This is a genomic window from Oceanimonas smirnovii ATCC BAA-899, from assembly GCF_000381965.1.
GTDB lineage: Bacteria > Pseudomonadota > Gammaproteobacteria > Enterobacterales > Aeromonadaceae > Oceanimonas > Oceanimonas smirnovii.
The window spans coordinates 103,843-119,220 of sequence record NZ_KB908463.1 but is presented as its reverse complement, the minus strand read 5'-3'; the positions used below and the strand labels follow the sequence as shown (position 1 = coordinate 119,220).

The following is a 15,378-nucleotide window of genomic DNA, read 5'->3' as shown; positions in this document are numbered from 1 at the left end:
CTCACCCGTCCGCCGCTCGTCAGCAAAAGTAGCAAGCTACTCTCCTGTTACCGCTCGACTTGCATGTGTTAGGCCTGCCGCCAGCGTTCAATCTGAGCCATGATCAAACTCTTCAATTAAAGATTTGATGCTCAATGAATATCTGAATTGCTGCTATTTCTAGTGCACTTCACAAATCATTGAAAAACAATATTTTTTGTTTCTCAATCGACTGCGAGTGCCCACACAGTTTGCTTGATAAATTGTTAAAGAGCGTTGACCGCTTTCGCTGGTCAGGGCTGCGTATTCTACGCAACTCTTGGTGTTCGTCAAGCGTTGAATCAAACTTTATTTTGTTGTCTTTCAACGTTTGTGACCGTTGGCGTGTTGCCCCGTGTCAGTGGATGCGCATTATAGGGAGCCGCGATTTTTGCGCAAGGGCTTTTTTGACGTTTTTTATCACTTCAATACTGTTCGTTTGTTTTTTATGCAAAAGCCTGTTTTCCTTCTTTATATGCTGTTTCTTATACTCATGTTCAGGATCAATCACGGGTGCAGCTATCTGATGCTTTAAGGTAAGATAGCGCCCCTTTTTTACAGCCCTCTTCAGCTTGGAGAATTGAATGCCTTTTTCCCTCGGCCAGCGTTGGATCAGCGATACCGAAACCGATCTGGGACTGGGGACCGTGGTCGCCATTGATGTGCGCATGGTCACCATGTTGTTTCCTGCCTGTGGTGAAAACCGCATGTATGCCATTAATGATGCTCCTGTTACCCGTGTCATGTTTAATCCCGGAGACGTAATTAGCAGTCATGAAGACTGGGAGCTGGAAGTAGAGTCGGTATCGGAGCAGGATGGTTTGCTGGTTTATCACGGCAAGCGCCTGGATACGGAAGAAGAAACCAGTCTGAAGGAAACCTTTCTCAACCACTTTATCAAGCTGAACAAACCTCAGGAACGGCTGTTTGCCGGCCAGATTGACAAAATTGGCCGTTTTAATCTGCGTTACCAGGCACTGATGCATCAATTCAATCAACGTCGCTCTCCCCTGCGTGGTCTGGGCAGCGGCCGCATTGGTCTTATTCCGCATCAGCTGCATATTGCCCATGAAGTGGGTAACCGTCATGCCCCGCGGGTATTGCTGGCCGATGAAGTGGGCCTCGGCAAGACCATTGAAGCAGGCATGATTATTCAGCAGCAATGGCTGTCGGGCCGTGCTGCGCGCATTCTGATCCTGGTGCCCGACGCCCTGATCCACCAATGGCTGGTAGAGATGTTGCGCCGTTTCAACCTGCACTTTGCACTGTTCGACGAAGAACGCTGCGTGGAAGCCTTTGCCGATTCAGCCAACCCGTTTGATACCGAGCAGCTGGTGCTGTGCAGCCTCGATTTTATTACCAAAAAGCGTAAGCGCTTTGAGCAGCTGGCCGACAGCGACTGGGATCTGCTGGTGGTAGACGAAGCTCATCACCTGGTGTGGGATGCCGAACGCCCAAGCCGTGCCTACGAAGTGGTAGAAGCGCTGGCGGAAGAAACTCCCGGCGTACTGCTGCTTACCGCCACTCCGGATCAGCAAGGTCATGAAAGTCACTTTGCCCGGCTGCGTCTGCTCGATCCCGAGCGTTTTTATGATTACAACGCCTTTCTGGCGGAAGAAGAAGAATATCAGCCTCTGGCTGAGGCCGCAGAAGCACTGCTGAGTGACACACCACTGGATGCCACCGCTCTGGAACGACTGGCTCCCTTTATGGACGGTGAAGACAGCGCCAGCCTGAATACCCCCGAGCAACGCCGCGCGCTGCTGGCCCGGCTGCTTGATCATCACGGTACCGGTCGCCTGTTGTTCCGTAACACCCGCCAGTCTATCAAGGGCTTTCCGGCGCGCCAGCTGCATTTGCATCCTCTGCCTCTGCCCAGCCAATATCAGACTGCCATTCGCGTGGCCAGTATGATGGGAAGCCATCAGGATAATGCCGCTCAGGCGTTACAAGCCCTGTATCCGGAAGAGATCTACCGCCAGTTTGAAGGCGGCGACAGCAGCTGGACCCAGTTCGACAGCCGGGTTGAATGGCTGCTTGAGTTTCTTAAGGAAAACCGCAATAACAAGATTCTTATTATCACCGCCAAGGCGGGGGTGGCTCTTGCACTGGAAGAAATACTGCGCACCAAGGAAGGCATTCGCGGAACCGTATTCCATGAAGGTATGTCATTACTGGAACGGGATAAGGCAGCCGCCTACTTTGCTCAGCAGGAAGGCGGTGCTCAGGTGATGATCTGCTCCGAAATTGGCTCGGAAGGCCGTAATTTCCAGTTCTCTCATCAGCTGGTGCTGTTTGACCTGCCCCTGAACCCGGATCTGCTGGAGCAGCGTATTGGTCGTCTGGATCGTATTGGCCAGCAGCATGATATCGACATTCATGTACCCTATCTTGAAGGCACCGCCCAGCAGGCGCTGACCCTCTGGTATCAAGAAGGTATGGATGCCTTCAGCAAACCCAATGCCGTAGGTCAGCCGGTATATCAGCAAATGTCTGAGCGCCTGCTGGAAATTCTGGCTGGTCATGGTCAGGATACCGACGCCCTGAATCAGTTGATTGCCGATACTCAGATCATGACACGCAAGCTGATTGATCAGATGGAGCAAGGCCGTGACCGGCTGCTTGAGCTCAATTCCAGCGGCACCTTTACTCATCAGGATCTGGCTGCTCAACTGGCCGAAAAAGACGACGATCCGACGCTGGCCATTTTTGCCATCAAGCTGTTTGATGAAGTGGGCATTCATCAGGACGACAAGGGTGAAAATGCCATTGTGCTGCGCCCCACCGAGCAGATGCTGATCCCTAGCTTCCCAGCCCTGCCCGAAGATGGCACCAGCATCACGTTTGATCGGCATACCGCTCTGGGCCGGGACGATCTGCAATTTGTAAGCTGGGATCATCCCATGATCCGCGGCGGCATCGATCTGGTGCTGGGATCCGAGATAGGCACCACCTCTGTGGCCATTCTCAAGAATAAGGCGCTGCCGGTAGGCACTCAGTTTGTAGAGCTGATTTTTGTGGCCGAATCGGCTCATCATACTCAGCTCTACCGCTTTTTACCGCCCGCTCCCATTCGTCTGCTGCTGGATAAAAACGGTAATAACCTGGCTGATAAAGTCAGCTTTGAGGCCTTTGACAAACAACTCAGCCCCATTAACCGCCATCTGGGCAGCAAACTGGTGAACGCATCACAGAGCTTTATTCATCAGCAACTGCAGCTGGCCACACCGGTGGCCGAACAACAGATGGAGCAGCTGGTAGAAGCCGCCCGTACTCGCATGCATGAGTCCATGGAACAGGAACTGACCCGACTTCAGCAGCTGGCCAAGGTAAATCCGAACGTACGGCAGAGTGAAATTGATCATGTTGTGGAGCTGAAAGCCGAACTGGATAATCTGCTCAGCCATACCCGCTTAAAGCTGGATGCAATTCGGTTTATTGTGGTAAGTCATCAATAAGGATACTGAGCCAGACCATGGTATTGCTGCATTATGATCCGCCGGCGGATCCACCTTTTGAAATATTGTACCGGGACGACAGCATTATTGTACTGAACAAGCCCAGTGGTTTGCTGAGTGTTCCCGGACGGGATCCGGTGCACTTTGACAGCCTGTCGCTCAGGGTATCCCGCGTGTTTCCGACGGTGCAGGTAGTGCACCGGCTGGATATGGCCACATCGGGCGTGATTGTGATGGCGCTGAACCCCAAGGCACACCGGGAGATGAGCCGTCAGTTTCGCGAGCGGGAAACTGAAAAACGCTACTATGCCTGGGTATATGGCCGGCCGGACGAAGACAAGGGCAGCGTGGATCTGCCCCTGTGCTGCGACTGGCCCAACCGCCCCCGGCATATGGTGAATCATGAACAGGGCAAGGCGGCGCTCACGCACTGGCGCTGCCTGCGTCGTGAAAACCACCGCAGCCTGATGGAACTGACTCCCGTAACCGGTCGATCCCATCAGCTTCGGGTGCATATGCTGAGCCTGGGTCATCCCATACTGGGCGACAATCTCTATGCCGAGGGTGAGGCGCTGGCCATGGCTTCTCAGCTGCAACTGCATGCGGCCTATCTGGCATTCAAACATCCCAGATATAAGCACCGGCTGGAATTTACCGCTCCGGCACCTTTTGAGGTGAGCTGATGAAACGGGCGGCATGGTGCTTGTTAGGCTGCTTGTTCACCTCAACAGCCATGGCGCGCTTTGACTGGAGCGAATATCGGGAATACCAGCCACAAGCTGCCCTGCTACGCTTTGCTGCAGCACGGCCCAAGCCATTGGGCCAGCTGCTAATCTGGCCAGAGCAACAGCAACTGCATCAGTGGCTGGCCATGGCACCATGGTGGCAGGATCGTGGCTGGGAGCTGGTGCTGCTGCTGCCTGATCCTCAGCAGAGCTATTTTGATCCTGCTGCCGAGAAAGTATCCGACGCTCAGCAAACTTGGGTGACCACGCTGGGCGAACGCCTGGCTCCCATATTTGAGCGCCAGCCCGAACTTCCCCAGGTGGTGCTGACCCAGGGCAGCGCTTCTCTCTGGTATCAGCAACTGATACAAACCGGCACCCTGCCGGCTCCCAGCGGCCTTATGGTATTGAATGCCACTCCTTCTGATAAAGCCACCCAGCAAATGCTGGCTATGAGTCTGTCACGCTCCGGCTGGCCGGTGCTGGACTTGTTCAGCACACGGCAGCCGGTTTCTTTGCTTAATCAGAAGCTGCGCCGCCATGCCAGTGCCCGCGAACAAGCCGATTATGAATCGATTACCATTCACTCGCCGCTTTTTTCAAGCCGTATTATGGCCGCCTGGATAACGCGTCATGGCTGGATGCCTCTGCCTCCGGGTGCACCGGATTTTTTAAAAGGAGTAACCCCCAATGAAGCTGGTCTTTCTCGATCGCAAGACACTGGCTCCGGACGTGAAGCTGCGCCGGCCAAACCTTGATCATCACTGGCAGGATTATGCCGACACCACTCCCGAGCAGGTGATTGAGCGATTGCAGCACGCCGATGTGGCCATCGTCAACAAGGTGCATATCAGCGCCGATGTCATTGCCAGATTGCCCTCATTAAAGCTGGTGGCACTGGCCGCCACCGGCAGTGATAATATCGATCTCAACGCTTGCCGCAACGCCGGCATTGCCGTGTGCAATATCCGTAATTATTCCGAGAGCGCCGTGCCTGAACATGCACTGTCACTGATGATGGCGCTCAGCCGTAACCTGTATGCGTATCGTCAGTCTGTAGAGCATGGTCGTTGGCAGCAATCGGGACAGTTTTGTTATTTCGACTATTCAGTTCGTGATCTGAAAGGCCAGACGTTGGGACTGATTGGTTATGGTACGATTGCCAGAGATCTGGAGCGGCTGGCCAAGGCGCTGGGTATGAAAGTGATCGTGGCCGCCCGTAAGGGTCAGCCGGCAGGCCATGGCCGCCTGCCGTTTGAACAGGTCATTGAAACGGCCGATGTGATCAGCCTGCATTGCCCGCTGAACAAGGATACTCATCATGTCATCAGCGAGCGGGAGTTTGCCATGATGAAGCCTGATGCTCTGCTGATTAACGTGGGCCGCGGCGGCCTGGTGGATGAAGAAGCGCTGCTGAACGCACTGCGGGAACAGCGCATCGGCGGTGCCGGCTTTGATGTGGTCAGCGCCGAGCCGCCGCCCGCCGATCATCCGCTGATGCAGGCGCTGCAATACCCCAACTTTATCCTGACACCGCACATCGCCTGGGCCAGCCATGACTCCATGCAGCGACTGGCAGATCAGCTGATTGATAATATCGAAGCATTTGCTCACGGGCGGAAGCAGAACAGGCTGGTTTAACAGCAGGAATTGGTGAATAGGGACCGGGGATTAGGGAAATCGAATCCCTGCTCCCAAATCCCTATTCCCTTTTTCAGCGAATATTGCGGGCGGTTTTAATGGTTTCCCAGGCCTGTTGTATGTCCTGGGCTTTTTCTTTGGCCATTTCCATCATTTCTTTGGGCAGCCCCTGAGCCACCAGCTTGTCGGGGTGGTGTTTGGACATTTGCCGGCGGTAGGCGCGCTTTACCGTGGCATCGTCCGCGCTGTCTTCCACTTCCAGAATACGGTAGGCATCGCGCAGTCTGTCCTTGGCCGGAGGCGGAGTAAAGCCGCCGGCATGGCCGCCGGCACGGCCTTCGCGATACATATGCAGCTGGGCTTCAGCAAAGGCCAGTAACTGCTCCAGTTCCTGAGCAGAAAAGCCAAGTTCAGTGGCAATGGTGTGCAGCAGCCGGCGCTCCGCCGGGTGCAGCTCGCCGTCGGCAAACACCAGCTGCAGCTGCACTTCCATAAAAAAGCGCAGCAGATTGCGGCTGTCCCGGGTACGCGCCCGAAACCGGCGCAGGGTTTCTGTTAACGGAAAGTCGCTTTCCTTGCCGTCACGAAAAGCCTGTTGTGCCTCAGCTTTTTGATCCGGACGCAGACGCATCTGTACCATCAGCTGCTCGGCAAGCCGGATTTCTTCACTGGTCACCCGACCACTGGACTTGGCGAGATGCCCCATGGTGGCAAAAGTGGCATAAAGAAATTCCTGCTGGGCATCTTTTACAAAGCCCCAGGCGTTGGCCAGCTTTTTGTCAGCCAGATGGCCCAGCCACAAACCCAACAAGGCACCGGGTACATTGCCAATCAAAAACCCGAGCAGGCAGCCAATTATTTTACCTTTAATATGTGAAAGCATTCAGCGGGACTCCCACAGGAAAATGGTCAGGGTTCGGGCAAAAGCAATAGCGGTGGCAAACAAAGATAGTGTCATAAGGTCGGCGGATAAAAATATTTGTAGTCGGGGCCGGCATAGAGCTGGCAGCGAGAATGCTTTATCATAGCCCGCTACCATAAAAGAATGACACCAAAAGCTCAACCAGCCCGCAGGATCACGGGCGGTGTCGCCAACACCAGGAACGAGAGCATCACCTCATGAAAAAACGGATTATCGGCCTTCCCCTGCTGTTTGCATCCGGTCTGGCTCAGGCACAGGTTGCCGGCACGGCTCCTTTTGATGAGCAAGACAAGGATGCCAATCCTATTTCTTTCAGCCGTTGTTTCAGCCATGTGCCACTGCGGGTGGAAGGACAAACCGATGCCAATGCTCCCATTACTGTTACTGCCGATGTACTTAATGCCACCAGAGACGGCAAAATTCTCTATCAGGGCAATGTAGAGGTGCTGCAGGGGCAGCGACGCTTTAGCAGTGATTATATGGAGCTGGAGCAGCAAAGCCGGGATGTCATGGCGACGGGCAATATTCAGCTGACTGACGGCACCATCACAGTAAAAAGCGATAGTACCCTGACCGGTAATCTGACCACTAAAGACAGCCAGCTTGATCAGGCTCGCTATCAGCTGCACGGCGACCCGGGCCGGGGTACAGCCCGCAAGGTCACATTGGACAATCAAAAAGGTGAAGTTGATCTGCAAGGGGCCAGTTACACCACCTGCCCGCCCGGTGAAGAAGCATGGCAGCTGAAAGCAAGCACCGTCTCTGTGGAGCAGGATGAAGTTTTTGGTGAAGCCTGGAATGCCGTGCTGTGGGCCGGTAATGTGCCTGTTTTTTACTTTCCTTATATCAAGTTTCCGGTAAAAGACGAACGTCAGAGCGGTTTTCTGTATCCCTCTTTCGATATCAGCAGCAGTAATGGCACCGATATCCGTTTGCCTTATTACCTGAACATTGCGCCTAACTACGATGCCACCGTTACACCTCGCTATATAGAAAAGCGGGGCACCATGGCGCAGCTGGAGTTTCGCTATTTACCCACTCAGGGCCAGAGTGGTGTGCTTTATGGCGAATTTCTGCCTGAAGACAAAAAGCTGGCCAATGATCCGGCGCTGGCTGCTGAAGAATGGCAGAATGATGCTCGCTGGCTGTTCAGCTGGCAGCATAATGCCCGTTTTGACAGAGCAGGCCACTGGCGGGGTAATGTCAACTACACTCAGGTCGCCAGCTGGGATAAGAACTACCTGGATGACTTTGATCCGCCAGTAGGCACAGTGGTGGATGATCAGCTGATGCAGTCACTCAACGGCGGTTATTATGACCGGCACTGGCAGCTGACCACAGAAGTCCGTGATTATCAGATTTTGAAATCGGAACTGCCTACTCAGCCCTTTCAGCTGATGCCGTCACTGACACTCAACAGCTACCGTGGTTTTGGCGATTTTGATGCGGCACTGGATGCCGAGCTGGCGCGCTTTGAAAACAGCGATGAGCAAGCTTACCAGGCCACACGCTTTCATATTGAACCGCGTATTATTTATTCATTGATTGATCAGCCCGGCGTCCAGCTGAAGGCAGATGCAGGCGCCTATTACACTCACTATGAGCAGGATATACCCAATACCCTTGGCGCTTATTACCGCGATACATGGGGATTTGATGAAAACAGCCTGGACTCCAGTGCCGACCGGCTGTTACCTCGTCTGCGCCTGAACGGCAGCCTGGTGTTTGACCGCCGGGCACGCTGGTTTGAGCAGGATTTCACGCAGACCCTGGAGCCGCAAATTCAGTATTTGTATGTGCCCTACGACGATCAGGATCATATTGGCCTGTATGACAGCACCACCATGCGCCAGGACTATTACAGCCTGTTCAGCGATCGACGTTTTGCCGGCCTGGACCGCATCAGTGATGCCAACCAGCTGACCGCCGGCTTTACCAGCCGTATTTATGATAATGCCGGCACCGAACGCCTTCGTCTGGCACTGGCGCAGACCTTTAACTTCACAGCGCCACGAGTGAAACTGTTTCCCAGTGAACAACTGGATAAAACCAAGCGCTCCTTTCTCACCTTTGAAGGTGATCTTAACCTCGACAACAACTGGTTTGTTCACGCTGAGGCGCAGCAGGACACCCGCAACCATCAGCTGGCGGCCGGTAATATTACCCTGGAATATAACGAGCAGGGCAAACTGGCCCAGCTGGGCTTTCGTCACCTGAGTTCAGGTTACTTCTCCGATAGTATTAGCCAGGATCTCAACCAGATAGGTGGTACGGTATTCTGGCCACTGGCACCGCAATGGGGATTTATTGGCGCTTATTACCGGGATATTGAACTCCATCGTAATCTCGATAGTCTGATTGGACTGCGCTACGACTCCTGCTGCTGGGCAGTAAGCCTGGTATGGGAGCAATGGCAGAAAGAAGACAAACTGCGTACTCCTGCTGAAGCCAACCAGGAAACCAGCATAGGACTGCGCTTTGAGCTGAAAGGCTTCAGCTCGCTGGGCACAGGCAGTAAATTTGAGCCGGGTACCGAGCTGCTGCCCTATTATCGCCCCTTTAACTTAAACAACTGATTTTCATTGCGCACAGGATTTGTCATGAACCAAAGATGCAAGAATTTACTGATGGCCGCCGGACTGGGCTTGCTGTCATTTAGCGGTCATGCCGCGCCACAGGTACTGGACAAAACCGTGGCTCAGGTCAATAACGATGTGGTACTGGAAAGCCAGCTTGATGCGCTGGTAAAGCAGGTTAGCAGCGGTGCCAACGCTGCTGGCCAGCCTCTGCCCGATCTGCAGAATTTACGTAAACAGGCTCTTGAGCGCCTGATCCTGGAAAGTCTGCAACTACAGCTGGCTGAGCGCCTGGGATTACGTATTACCGATACTCAGCTGGAGCAGGCATTGGTAAATATTGCCAAAGGTGAAGGTAAAACCCTTGAGCAGCTACAAGCGGACACTGCGGCCAATGGCCAAAGCTGGTCTGCATTCAGAGAGCAGATCCGTAACGAAATTCTGATGAGTGAGCTGGCCCGCAATCAGGTACGCCGGCAAATTAATATCTCTGATCAGGAAGTCAAACAGGTAGTACAAATGATTCGGGAGCAGGGCCAGAGCAATGCCCGCTACCGGGTGGGCAACATTTTGCTGCCCCTGCCCGCCAATCCCAGCAGCGAACAACTGCGTCAGGCCGACAGCCAGGCAAAACAGCTGCTGGCGCAACTGAAAAATGGTGCCGATTTTCGTAAATTGGCCATCGCCCACAGCGCCGGTCCCAAAGCGCTTGAAGGTGGCGACTGGGGCATGATGACCATGGGCGAAATGCCGTCTCTGTTCAGCGAGGCGGTGAGAAATCATGCAAAAGGTGATATTATCGGCCCCATCCGCTCCGGTGCCGGCCTGCATATTCTGACGGTTCTGGATATGGAAGGCAGCCAGCAACAAACGGTGCAGGCACTGGAAGTGCGCGCCCGGCATATTCTGATCAAGCCATCGGTTATTCTGAGTGAAGAAAAAGCACAATCCATGCTTGAAGACTTTGCCCGCTCCATTCGCAATGGTGATGCAACCATGGCCCAGCTGGCCGAGCAACACTCTGATGATACCGGCTCTGCCGTGAATGGCGGTGATCTCGGCTGGGCTTCTCCGGAGCTATATGTCAGCAGCTTTCGTGACACCGTCACTCAGCTGCAACCTGGCGAGCTGAGCGCACCGTTTCGCTCTGAGCATGGCTGGCATCTGGTGCGTCTGGAAGACAAGCGTGTGCAGGATGCCACCGAGCAGGCCACCGAGCAGCGGGCCTATCAACTGATTTTCAATCGTCGCTTTAACGAAGAAGTACAGACCTGGCTCGATGAGCTCAAGGATCAGGCTTATATACGTATTGTCGACACTCAATAACTTAATGGTGACTCGTGAGTTGTAAACGCATAGCCATCACCCCCGGAGAGCCCGCTGGCATAGGCCCGGAGCTGATGCTGGCGCTGGCCGACCTGGACTGGCCGGCCGAGCTGGTAGTAATTGCCGACCCGGAGCTGATTAAAGCCCGGGCTGAACTGTTGGGCCGGGATATCACCCTGCTTACCTATGATCCACAGGCTGAACCCAGGCCACAAATGGCCGGCACCCTGACAGTAGCACCGGTTAAAATGGCCAGACCCGCCACTCCTGGCGTGCTGGATGAAGCCAACGGCCTTTATGTGCTGGAAACCCTGAAACGGGCATCCGACGGCAACATGACCGGCGAGTTTGATGCGGTGGTAACCGGCCCGGTCAACAAGGGTATTATCAACAAGGCCGGCGTGTCTTTCAGTGGCCACACCGAGTTTTTTGCCCAGCAGGCCAATGTGCCTGATGTGGTCATGCTGCTGGCCACCCCCGGACTGAGAGTCGCCCAGGTGACTACTCATATTCCGCTGGCTTATGTGTCAAAAGCCATTACCCATGAGCGTCTGACCAAAATTACTCGCATTCTGCATGCCGAGCTGAAAAGCAAATTTGGCATTGCAAGCCCGCGTATTTATGTGTGTGGCCTGAACCCCCACGCCGGAGAAGACGGGCACCTTGGGCGGGAAGAAATTGATGTCATTATTCCTGCCCTGAACGAACTGCGTGAAGAAGGCATGGATTTGGTTGGCCCGCTCTCGGCCGATACCGTATTCAATGAAAAATACATGAAAGATGCCGATGCCTTTCTCGCCATGTATCACGACCAGGGTCTGCCGGTGCTGAAATACATCGGCTTTGGCAAGGCCGTTAACATTACCCTGGGACTGCCCTTTATTCGTACTTCGGTCGATCACGGCACTGCCCTGGAGCTGGCCGGCACCGACCAGATTGACGCGGGCAGCATGCTGTGCGCACTAAACCAAGCCATTGAGATGATAGAAAAACGCGATGAATAGCAAGGTCCACCAAGGCCACAAGGCCCGTAAACGTTTTGGTCAGAACTTTTTGCACGATGATTACACCATCGATCAGATAGTCAATGCCATTCATCCGTCCGACGACTTTACCATGGTCGAAATCGGTCCTGGTCTGGGTGCGCTTACCGGCCCGGTGTGCGAGCGTATTGAACGCCTGAATGTTGTCGAGCTGGACCGGGACCTGGCTGCCCGTCTGGCAACCCACCCCTTTCTGAAAGATAAGCTCAATATTCATCAGGCCGACGCCATGAAGTTTGACTTCAGCAGCCTGTGCGAACCCGGCAAAAAACTGAAAATTTTCGGTAACCTGCCTTACAACATCTCCACCCAGCTGATGTTCCATTTATTTGAGTTCTCGGCACTGGTGCAGGACATGCACTTTATGCTGCAAAAGGAAGTGGTGAACCGGCTCGCTGCCGGTCCGGGCAGCAAGGCCTATGGCCGCCTCAGTGTGATGGCGCAATATTACTGTGAAGTCGTCCCCGTACTGGAAGTGGGACCGGAGGCCTTCAAGCCTGCGCCCAAGGTCGACTCGGCGGTAGTGCGGCTGCTGCCATTTGAGACACCGCCGCATCCGGCTCAGAGCCTCAAGGATCTGTCCCGGATCACCGCAGATGCGTTTGGTCAGCGCCGCAAGACCATTCGTAACAGCCTGAGCCACCTGTTTACTGCGGACGAGATCACTGCCCTGGGCCTGGATCCTTCCACTCGTCCGGAGCAGCTGACCCTGGCGCAATACGTTACGCTGGCCAATGCCCTGTCACAAAAGAAGGAGTCCTGATGTCTGCTGCTGCCATTCATATTACTCCGGTGCCCCGCTATCTTGCGGATCGTTCGTCGCCGGAAGATGAGCATTATGTGTTTGCCTATACCATCACCATTGACAACCAAAGTGATGAAACCGTTACGCTGATCAGCCGGCGCTGGTTGATCACTGATGCCAACGGCAAACGTATTGAAGTGGAAGGCAGTGGTGTGGTGGGCGAACAGCCCGCCATTGCAGCGGGGGATGATTATACCTATACCAGTGGTGTGAGCCTGGAAACACCGGTGGGCGTGATGGAAGGCTTTTATACCCTGCGCCGGGATGACGGCAGCGAGTTTGAGGCCCCCATAGCGCCCTTTCGTCTGGCCCAGCCGAATCTGATCAACTGATGGCCACCTATATTGTCGGCGATCTGCAGGGATGCCTGAGCGAGCTGAACCAGTTACTGGCCGGCGTGGGCTTTACTCCGTCCCGGGATCAGCTCTGGCTGACCGGTGATCTGGTGGCACGGGGGCCAGATTCCCTGGGTTGTCTGCGCCGGGTCATGGCCCTGGGCAATGCCGCCACCACAGTGCTGGGTAATCACGATCTGCATCTGCTGGCGGTTGCTGCCGGCCTGCGCAAGCCCAAGCAAGCAGACAAAGTTCAACGCATTCTGCAGGCTGCCGACAGTACTGACTTACTGTTCTGGCTGCGGCAGCAGCCACTGCTGGCAGAGCACAGCGAACATGGCTTTATAATGACCCATGCCGGTATTCCGCCCCAGTGGTCGGTTGAACAGGCGCGTGCGGCGGCACGATTCGCTGAAACTGAACTGCGTTCTGAGCACTATCTGGATCGATTACGAGATATGTACGGCAACCAGCCGGACCGCTGGCGTGAGGATCTGGACGAACCTGATCAGCTGCGCTTTACCATTAATGCCCTTACCCGTATGCGGCTGTGTTATGCCGATGGCCGGCTGGACTTTGACTTCAAGGAAGGTCTGGACAAGGTGCCGGCAACACTTAAACCCTGGTTTGAGCTGCGCAGTGAACACCAGGATCCGCCGCTGATCTTTGGCCACTGGGCGGCGCTGGAAGGTCAGTGTGAGCAGCCCGGCATCCATGCGCTGGACACCGGCTGTGTGTGGGGTGGCAGCCTGACGCTGCTGCACTGGGAAACCGGTGAGCGTATCAGCACGCCCTGCCCTGTGCATGCCTGAGTGGTAATTAACCCCGCTCCAGCACCTGAAACCGGCAGTCGAACTCATTGCGCTCATCGGCGGCACGCACCTCTTCACGCACCAGTTTCCACGCTTGCTCATCCAGAGCAGGAAAACGGGTATCACCGTCAATATTGGCTTCTATACGAGTAATATAAAGCCGGTCCGCCAGCGGCAGAAAGGCGGCATAGAGCTGGCCGCCGCCCATGACCATGACCTCTTCGTAACCATTCAGCAGCGCAATGGCTTCCTCGGGGGACGACACCAGCTCGGTACCCGCCGGTGCCTCTCTCAGCGAGCGGCTGACAATCACATTGCGCCGCCCGGGCAGCGGCCGGCCGATGGACTCATGTGTGTTACGTCCCATGATCACCGGCTTGCCCAGGGTGGTTTGCTTGAAGTAGGCCAGATCCGCCGGCAGGTGCCAGGGCATGTCATTATCCTTGCCGATAATACCGTTTCGAGTCATGGCCACTATCATGGATAACATCATGCTGTCCGCTTACTCCTTGGTGTAGATAACGTGACCGTCATCTTCTTCATCGTCCCAGTCATCATCCTCATCTTCCGCTTCGTGCATGGCTGACTGATGATATTCATCCCACTTGAAGCTGACCGGCTCACGGGCTGCTTCCAGCTCTTCCTGAGTGCGCGGGTGCTCGTCCAGGAAGGCCATCAGTGCCTGAGTCAGCTCACGGGTACCGCTCTTGCTGATGGCGCTCATGCGGTGTACCGGACCCTGCCAGTCAAGCAGCTCGGTGACGCGGGCAATGACTTCTTCGGCCTGCTCGTCATCCACCAGATCCAGCTTGTTAAATACCAGCCAGCGTGGTTTGGCAGCCAGCTCTTCGCTGTATTGGTTCAGCTCGTTGACAATGATGTCGGCGTTATCGGCAGGATCCGAGCCGTCAACGGGCAGCACGTCAATAATGTGCAGCAGTATACGGCAGCGTTCCAGATGCTTGAGAAAGCGAATGCCAAGGCCGGCACCATCGGCAGCACCTTCAATCAGACCGGGAATATCTGCCACGACAAAGCTTTTCTGGCCGTCACAACGCACTACCCCCAGGTTGGGCACCAGGGTGGTAAAAGGGTAATCCGCCACCTTGGGCTTGGCTGCCGATACCGAACGGATAAAGGTGGATTTGCCGGCATTGGGCAGGCCCAGCAGACCCACATCAGCCAGCAGCAGCAGCTCCAGCAGCACATTACGGATTTCTCCCGGGGTGCCGTTGGTCTTCTGCCGTGGCGCCCGGTTTACCGAGCTTTTGAAGCGGGTATTACCCAGACCGTGAAAACCGCCCTTGGCCACCAGTAATTTCTGGCCGTGACGGGTCAGATCGCCGAGGATCTCGCCGGTCATTTCATCCTTGGCACGGGTACCCACGGGCACCGTCAGCACCAGATCCTTACCGCGCTTGCCAGTACAATTGCCGCCCCGGCCATTCTCGCCACGTTCGGCACGATGAAAGCGCTCGAAGTGATAGTCGATCAGGGTGTTGAGGTTTTCGTCGGCCAGCATATACACATCGCCGCCATCGCCGCCGTCACCACCATCGGGGCCGCCTTTGGGAATATACTTCTCCCGGCGAAAGCTTACACAACCATTACCGCCGTCGCCCGCCTCGATGCGGATCTCCGCTTCATCGACAAATTTCATTTCACTGCTCTCCCATTCGTTTTCTGAGCCTGTCTATCCGGCTCTTGCCGAACGTGC

General features: G+C 55.0%; 13 protein-coding genes and 1 rRNA gene. 10 read left to right on the top strand and 4 right to left on the bottom strand.

Going from position 1 to position 15,378, the window contains the following annotated elements; genetic code table 11:
* A 16S ribosomal RNA gene (locus tag G364_RS0111645) occupies positions 1-119 on the bottom strand; the annotation flags it as partial.
* Positions 120-602: 483 nt separating this feature from the next.
* Here G364_RS0111645 and rapA point away from each other — a divergent pair.
* Genes rapA through G364_RS0111620 form a run of 4 tightly spaced genes read left to right on the top strand, consistent with a single transcriptional unit; the run spans position 603 to position 5,842 of the window.
* Positions 603-3,476: an RNA polymerase-associated protein RapA gene (gene rapA, locus G364_RS0111635; RefSeq protein WP_019935324.1), complete on the top strand. Its 2,874-nt coding sequence runs from the start codon at positions 603-605 to the stop codon at positions 3,474-3,476.
* A 23-nt stretch (positions 3,477-3,499) separates the two neighbouring features.
* Entirely contained in the window at positions 3,500-4,159 is a 660-nt protein-coding gene (locus tag G364_RS0111630; protein ID WP_211212447.1) for an RluA family pseudouridine synthase, read from the top strand.
* 32 nt (positions 4,160-4,191) lie between these two features.
* Positions 4,192-4,959: a DUF3530 domain-containing protein gene (locus G364_RS0111625; RefSeq protein WP_245541423.1), complete on the top strand. Its 768-nt coding sequence runs from the start codon at positions 4,192-4,194 to the stop codon at positions 4,957-4,959.
* Complete coding sequence (locus tag G364_RS0111620) at positions 4,892-5,842, top strand: D-2-hydroxyacid dehydrogenase (RefSeq protein WP_019935321.1); 951 nt, start codon at positions 4,892-4,894, stop codon at positions 5,840-5,842. Before G364_RS0111625 ends, G364_RS0111620 begins: the two co-directional genes overlap by 68 nt.
* A 73-nt stretch (positions 5,843-5,915) precedes the next feature.
* On the opposite strand, the gene djlA is transcribed toward G364_RS0111620, so the two are convergent.
* Complete coding sequence (djlA, locus tag G364_RS0111615; protein ID WP_019935320.1) at positions 5,916-6,725, bottom strand: co-chaperone DjlA; 810 nt, start codon at positions 6,723-6,725, stop codon at positions 5,916-5,918.
* 236 nt (positions 6,726-6,961) lie between these two features.
* Between djlA and lptD the strand changes: the two genes are divergently transcribed.
* Genes lptD through G364_RS0111585 form a run of 6 tightly spaced genes read left to right on the top strand, consistent with a single transcriptional unit; the run spans position 6,962 to position 13,661 of the window.
* A complete protein-coding gene (gene lptD / locus G364_RS0111610; RefSeq protein ID WP_019935319.1) occupies positions 6,962-9,340 on the top strand; it encodes an LPS assembly protein LptD in 2,379 nt (792 codons plus the stop codon).
* Positions 9,341-9,364: 24 nt separating this feature from the next.
* Positions 9,365-10,666 carry a peptidylprolyl isomerase SurA gene (surA, locus tag G364_RS0111605; protein WP_026344871.1) on the top strand — a complete coding sequence of 434 codons (1,302 nt, stop codon included), beginning with the start codon at positions 9,365-9,367 and terminating at the stop codon, positions 10,664-10,666.
* A 14-nt stretch (positions 10,667-10,680) separates the two neighbouring features.
* Positions 10,681-11,670: a 4-hydroxythreonine-4-phosphate dehydrogenase PdxA gene (gene pdxA / locus G364_RS0111600; protein ID WP_026344870.1), complete on the top strand. Its 990-nt coding sequence runs from the start codon at positions 10,681-10,683 to the stop codon at positions 11,668-11,670.
* On the top strand, positions 11,663-12,472 hold the full coding sequence (rsmA, locus tag G364_RS0111595; RefSeq protein WP_019935316.1) for a 16S rRNA (adenine(1518)-N(6)/adenine(1519)-N(6))-dimethyltransferase RsmA: 810 nt from the start codon (positions 11,663-11,665) through the stop codon (positions 12,470-12,472). The genes pdxA and rsmA overlap by 8 nt, the downstream gene beginning before the upstream one ends.
* Positions 12,472-12,846 carry a Co2+/Mg2+ efflux protein ApaG gene (gene apaG, locus G364_RS0111590; RefSeq protein WP_019935315.1) on the top strand — a complete coding sequence of 125 codons (375 nt, stop codon included), beginning with the start codon at positions 12,472-12,474 and terminating at the stop codon, positions 12,844-12,846. The genes rsmA and apaG overlap by 1 nt, the downstream gene beginning before the upstream one ends.
* On the top strand, positions 12,846-13,661 hold the full coding sequence (locus tag G364_RS0111585) for a symmetrical bis(5'-nucleosyl)-tetraphosphatase (RefSeq protein WP_019935314.1): 816 nt from the start codon (positions 12,846-12,848) through the stop codon (positions 13,659-13,661). Before apaG ends, G364_RS0111585 begins: the two co-directional genes overlap by 1 nt.
* A 7-nt stretch (positions 13,662-13,668) precedes the next feature.
* Here G364_RS0111585 and folA read toward each other — a convergent pair whose 3' ends face one another.
* Entirely contained in the window at positions 13,669-14,154 is a 486-nt protein-coding gene (gene folA, locus G364_RS0111580; RefSeq protein ID WP_019935313.1) for a type 3 dihydrofolate reductase, read from the bottom strand.
* 9 nt (positions 14,155-14,163) lie between these two features.
* Positions 14,164-15,321, bottom strand: coding sequence for an Obg family GTPase CgtA (cgtA, locus tag G364_RS0111575; RefSeq protein WP_019935312.1), 1,158 nt, complete (start codon positions 15,319-15,321; stop codon positions 14,164-14,166).
* Between the last annotated feature and the right edge of the window lie 57 nt (positions 15,322-15,378).

What these genes read in the sequence shown, in the direction of transcription:
- rapA (WP_019935324.1), top strand. Translation starts at nt 603, where the DNA reads ATGCCTTTTTCCCTCGGCCAGCGTTGGATCAGCGATACCGAAACCGAT.
- G364_RS0111620 (WP_019935321.1), top strand. Translation starts at nt 4,892, where the DNA reads ATGAAGCTGGTCTTTCTCGATCGCAAGACACTGGCTCCGGACGTGAAG.
- G364_RS0111585 (WP_019935314.1), top strand. Translation starts at nt 12,846, where the DNA reads ATGGCCACCTATATTGTCGGCGATCTGCAGGGATGCCTGAGCGAGCTG.
- surA (WP_026344871.1), top strand. Translation starts at nt 9,365, where the DNA reads ATGAACCAAAGATGCAAGAATTTACTGATGGCCGCCGGACTGGGCTTG.
- cgtA (WP_019935312.1), bottom strand. Translation starts at nt 15,321, where the DNA reads ATGAAATTTGTCGATGAAGCGGAGATCCGCATCGAGGCGGGCGACGGC.
- lptD (WP_019935319.1), top strand. Translation starts at nt 6,962, where the DNA reads ATGAAAAAACGGATTATCGGCCTTCCCCTGCTGTTTGCATCCGGTCTG.
- djlA (WP_019935320.1), bottom strand. Translation starts at nt 6,725, where the DNA reads ATGCTTTCACATATTAAAGGTAAAATAATTGGCTGCCTGCTCGGGTTT.
- apaG (WP_019935315.1), top strand. Translation starts at nt 12,472, where the DNA reads ATGTCTGCTGCTGCCATTCATATTACTCCGGTGCCCCGCTATCTTGCG.
- rsmA (WP_019935316.1), top strand. Translation starts at nt 11,663, where the DNA reads ATGAATAGCAAGGTCCACCAAGGCCACAAGGCCCGTAAACGTTTTGGT.
- folA (WP_019935313.1), bottom strand. Translation starts at nt 14,154, where the DNA reads ATGATGTTATCCATGATAGTGGCCATGACTCGAAACGGTATTATCGGC.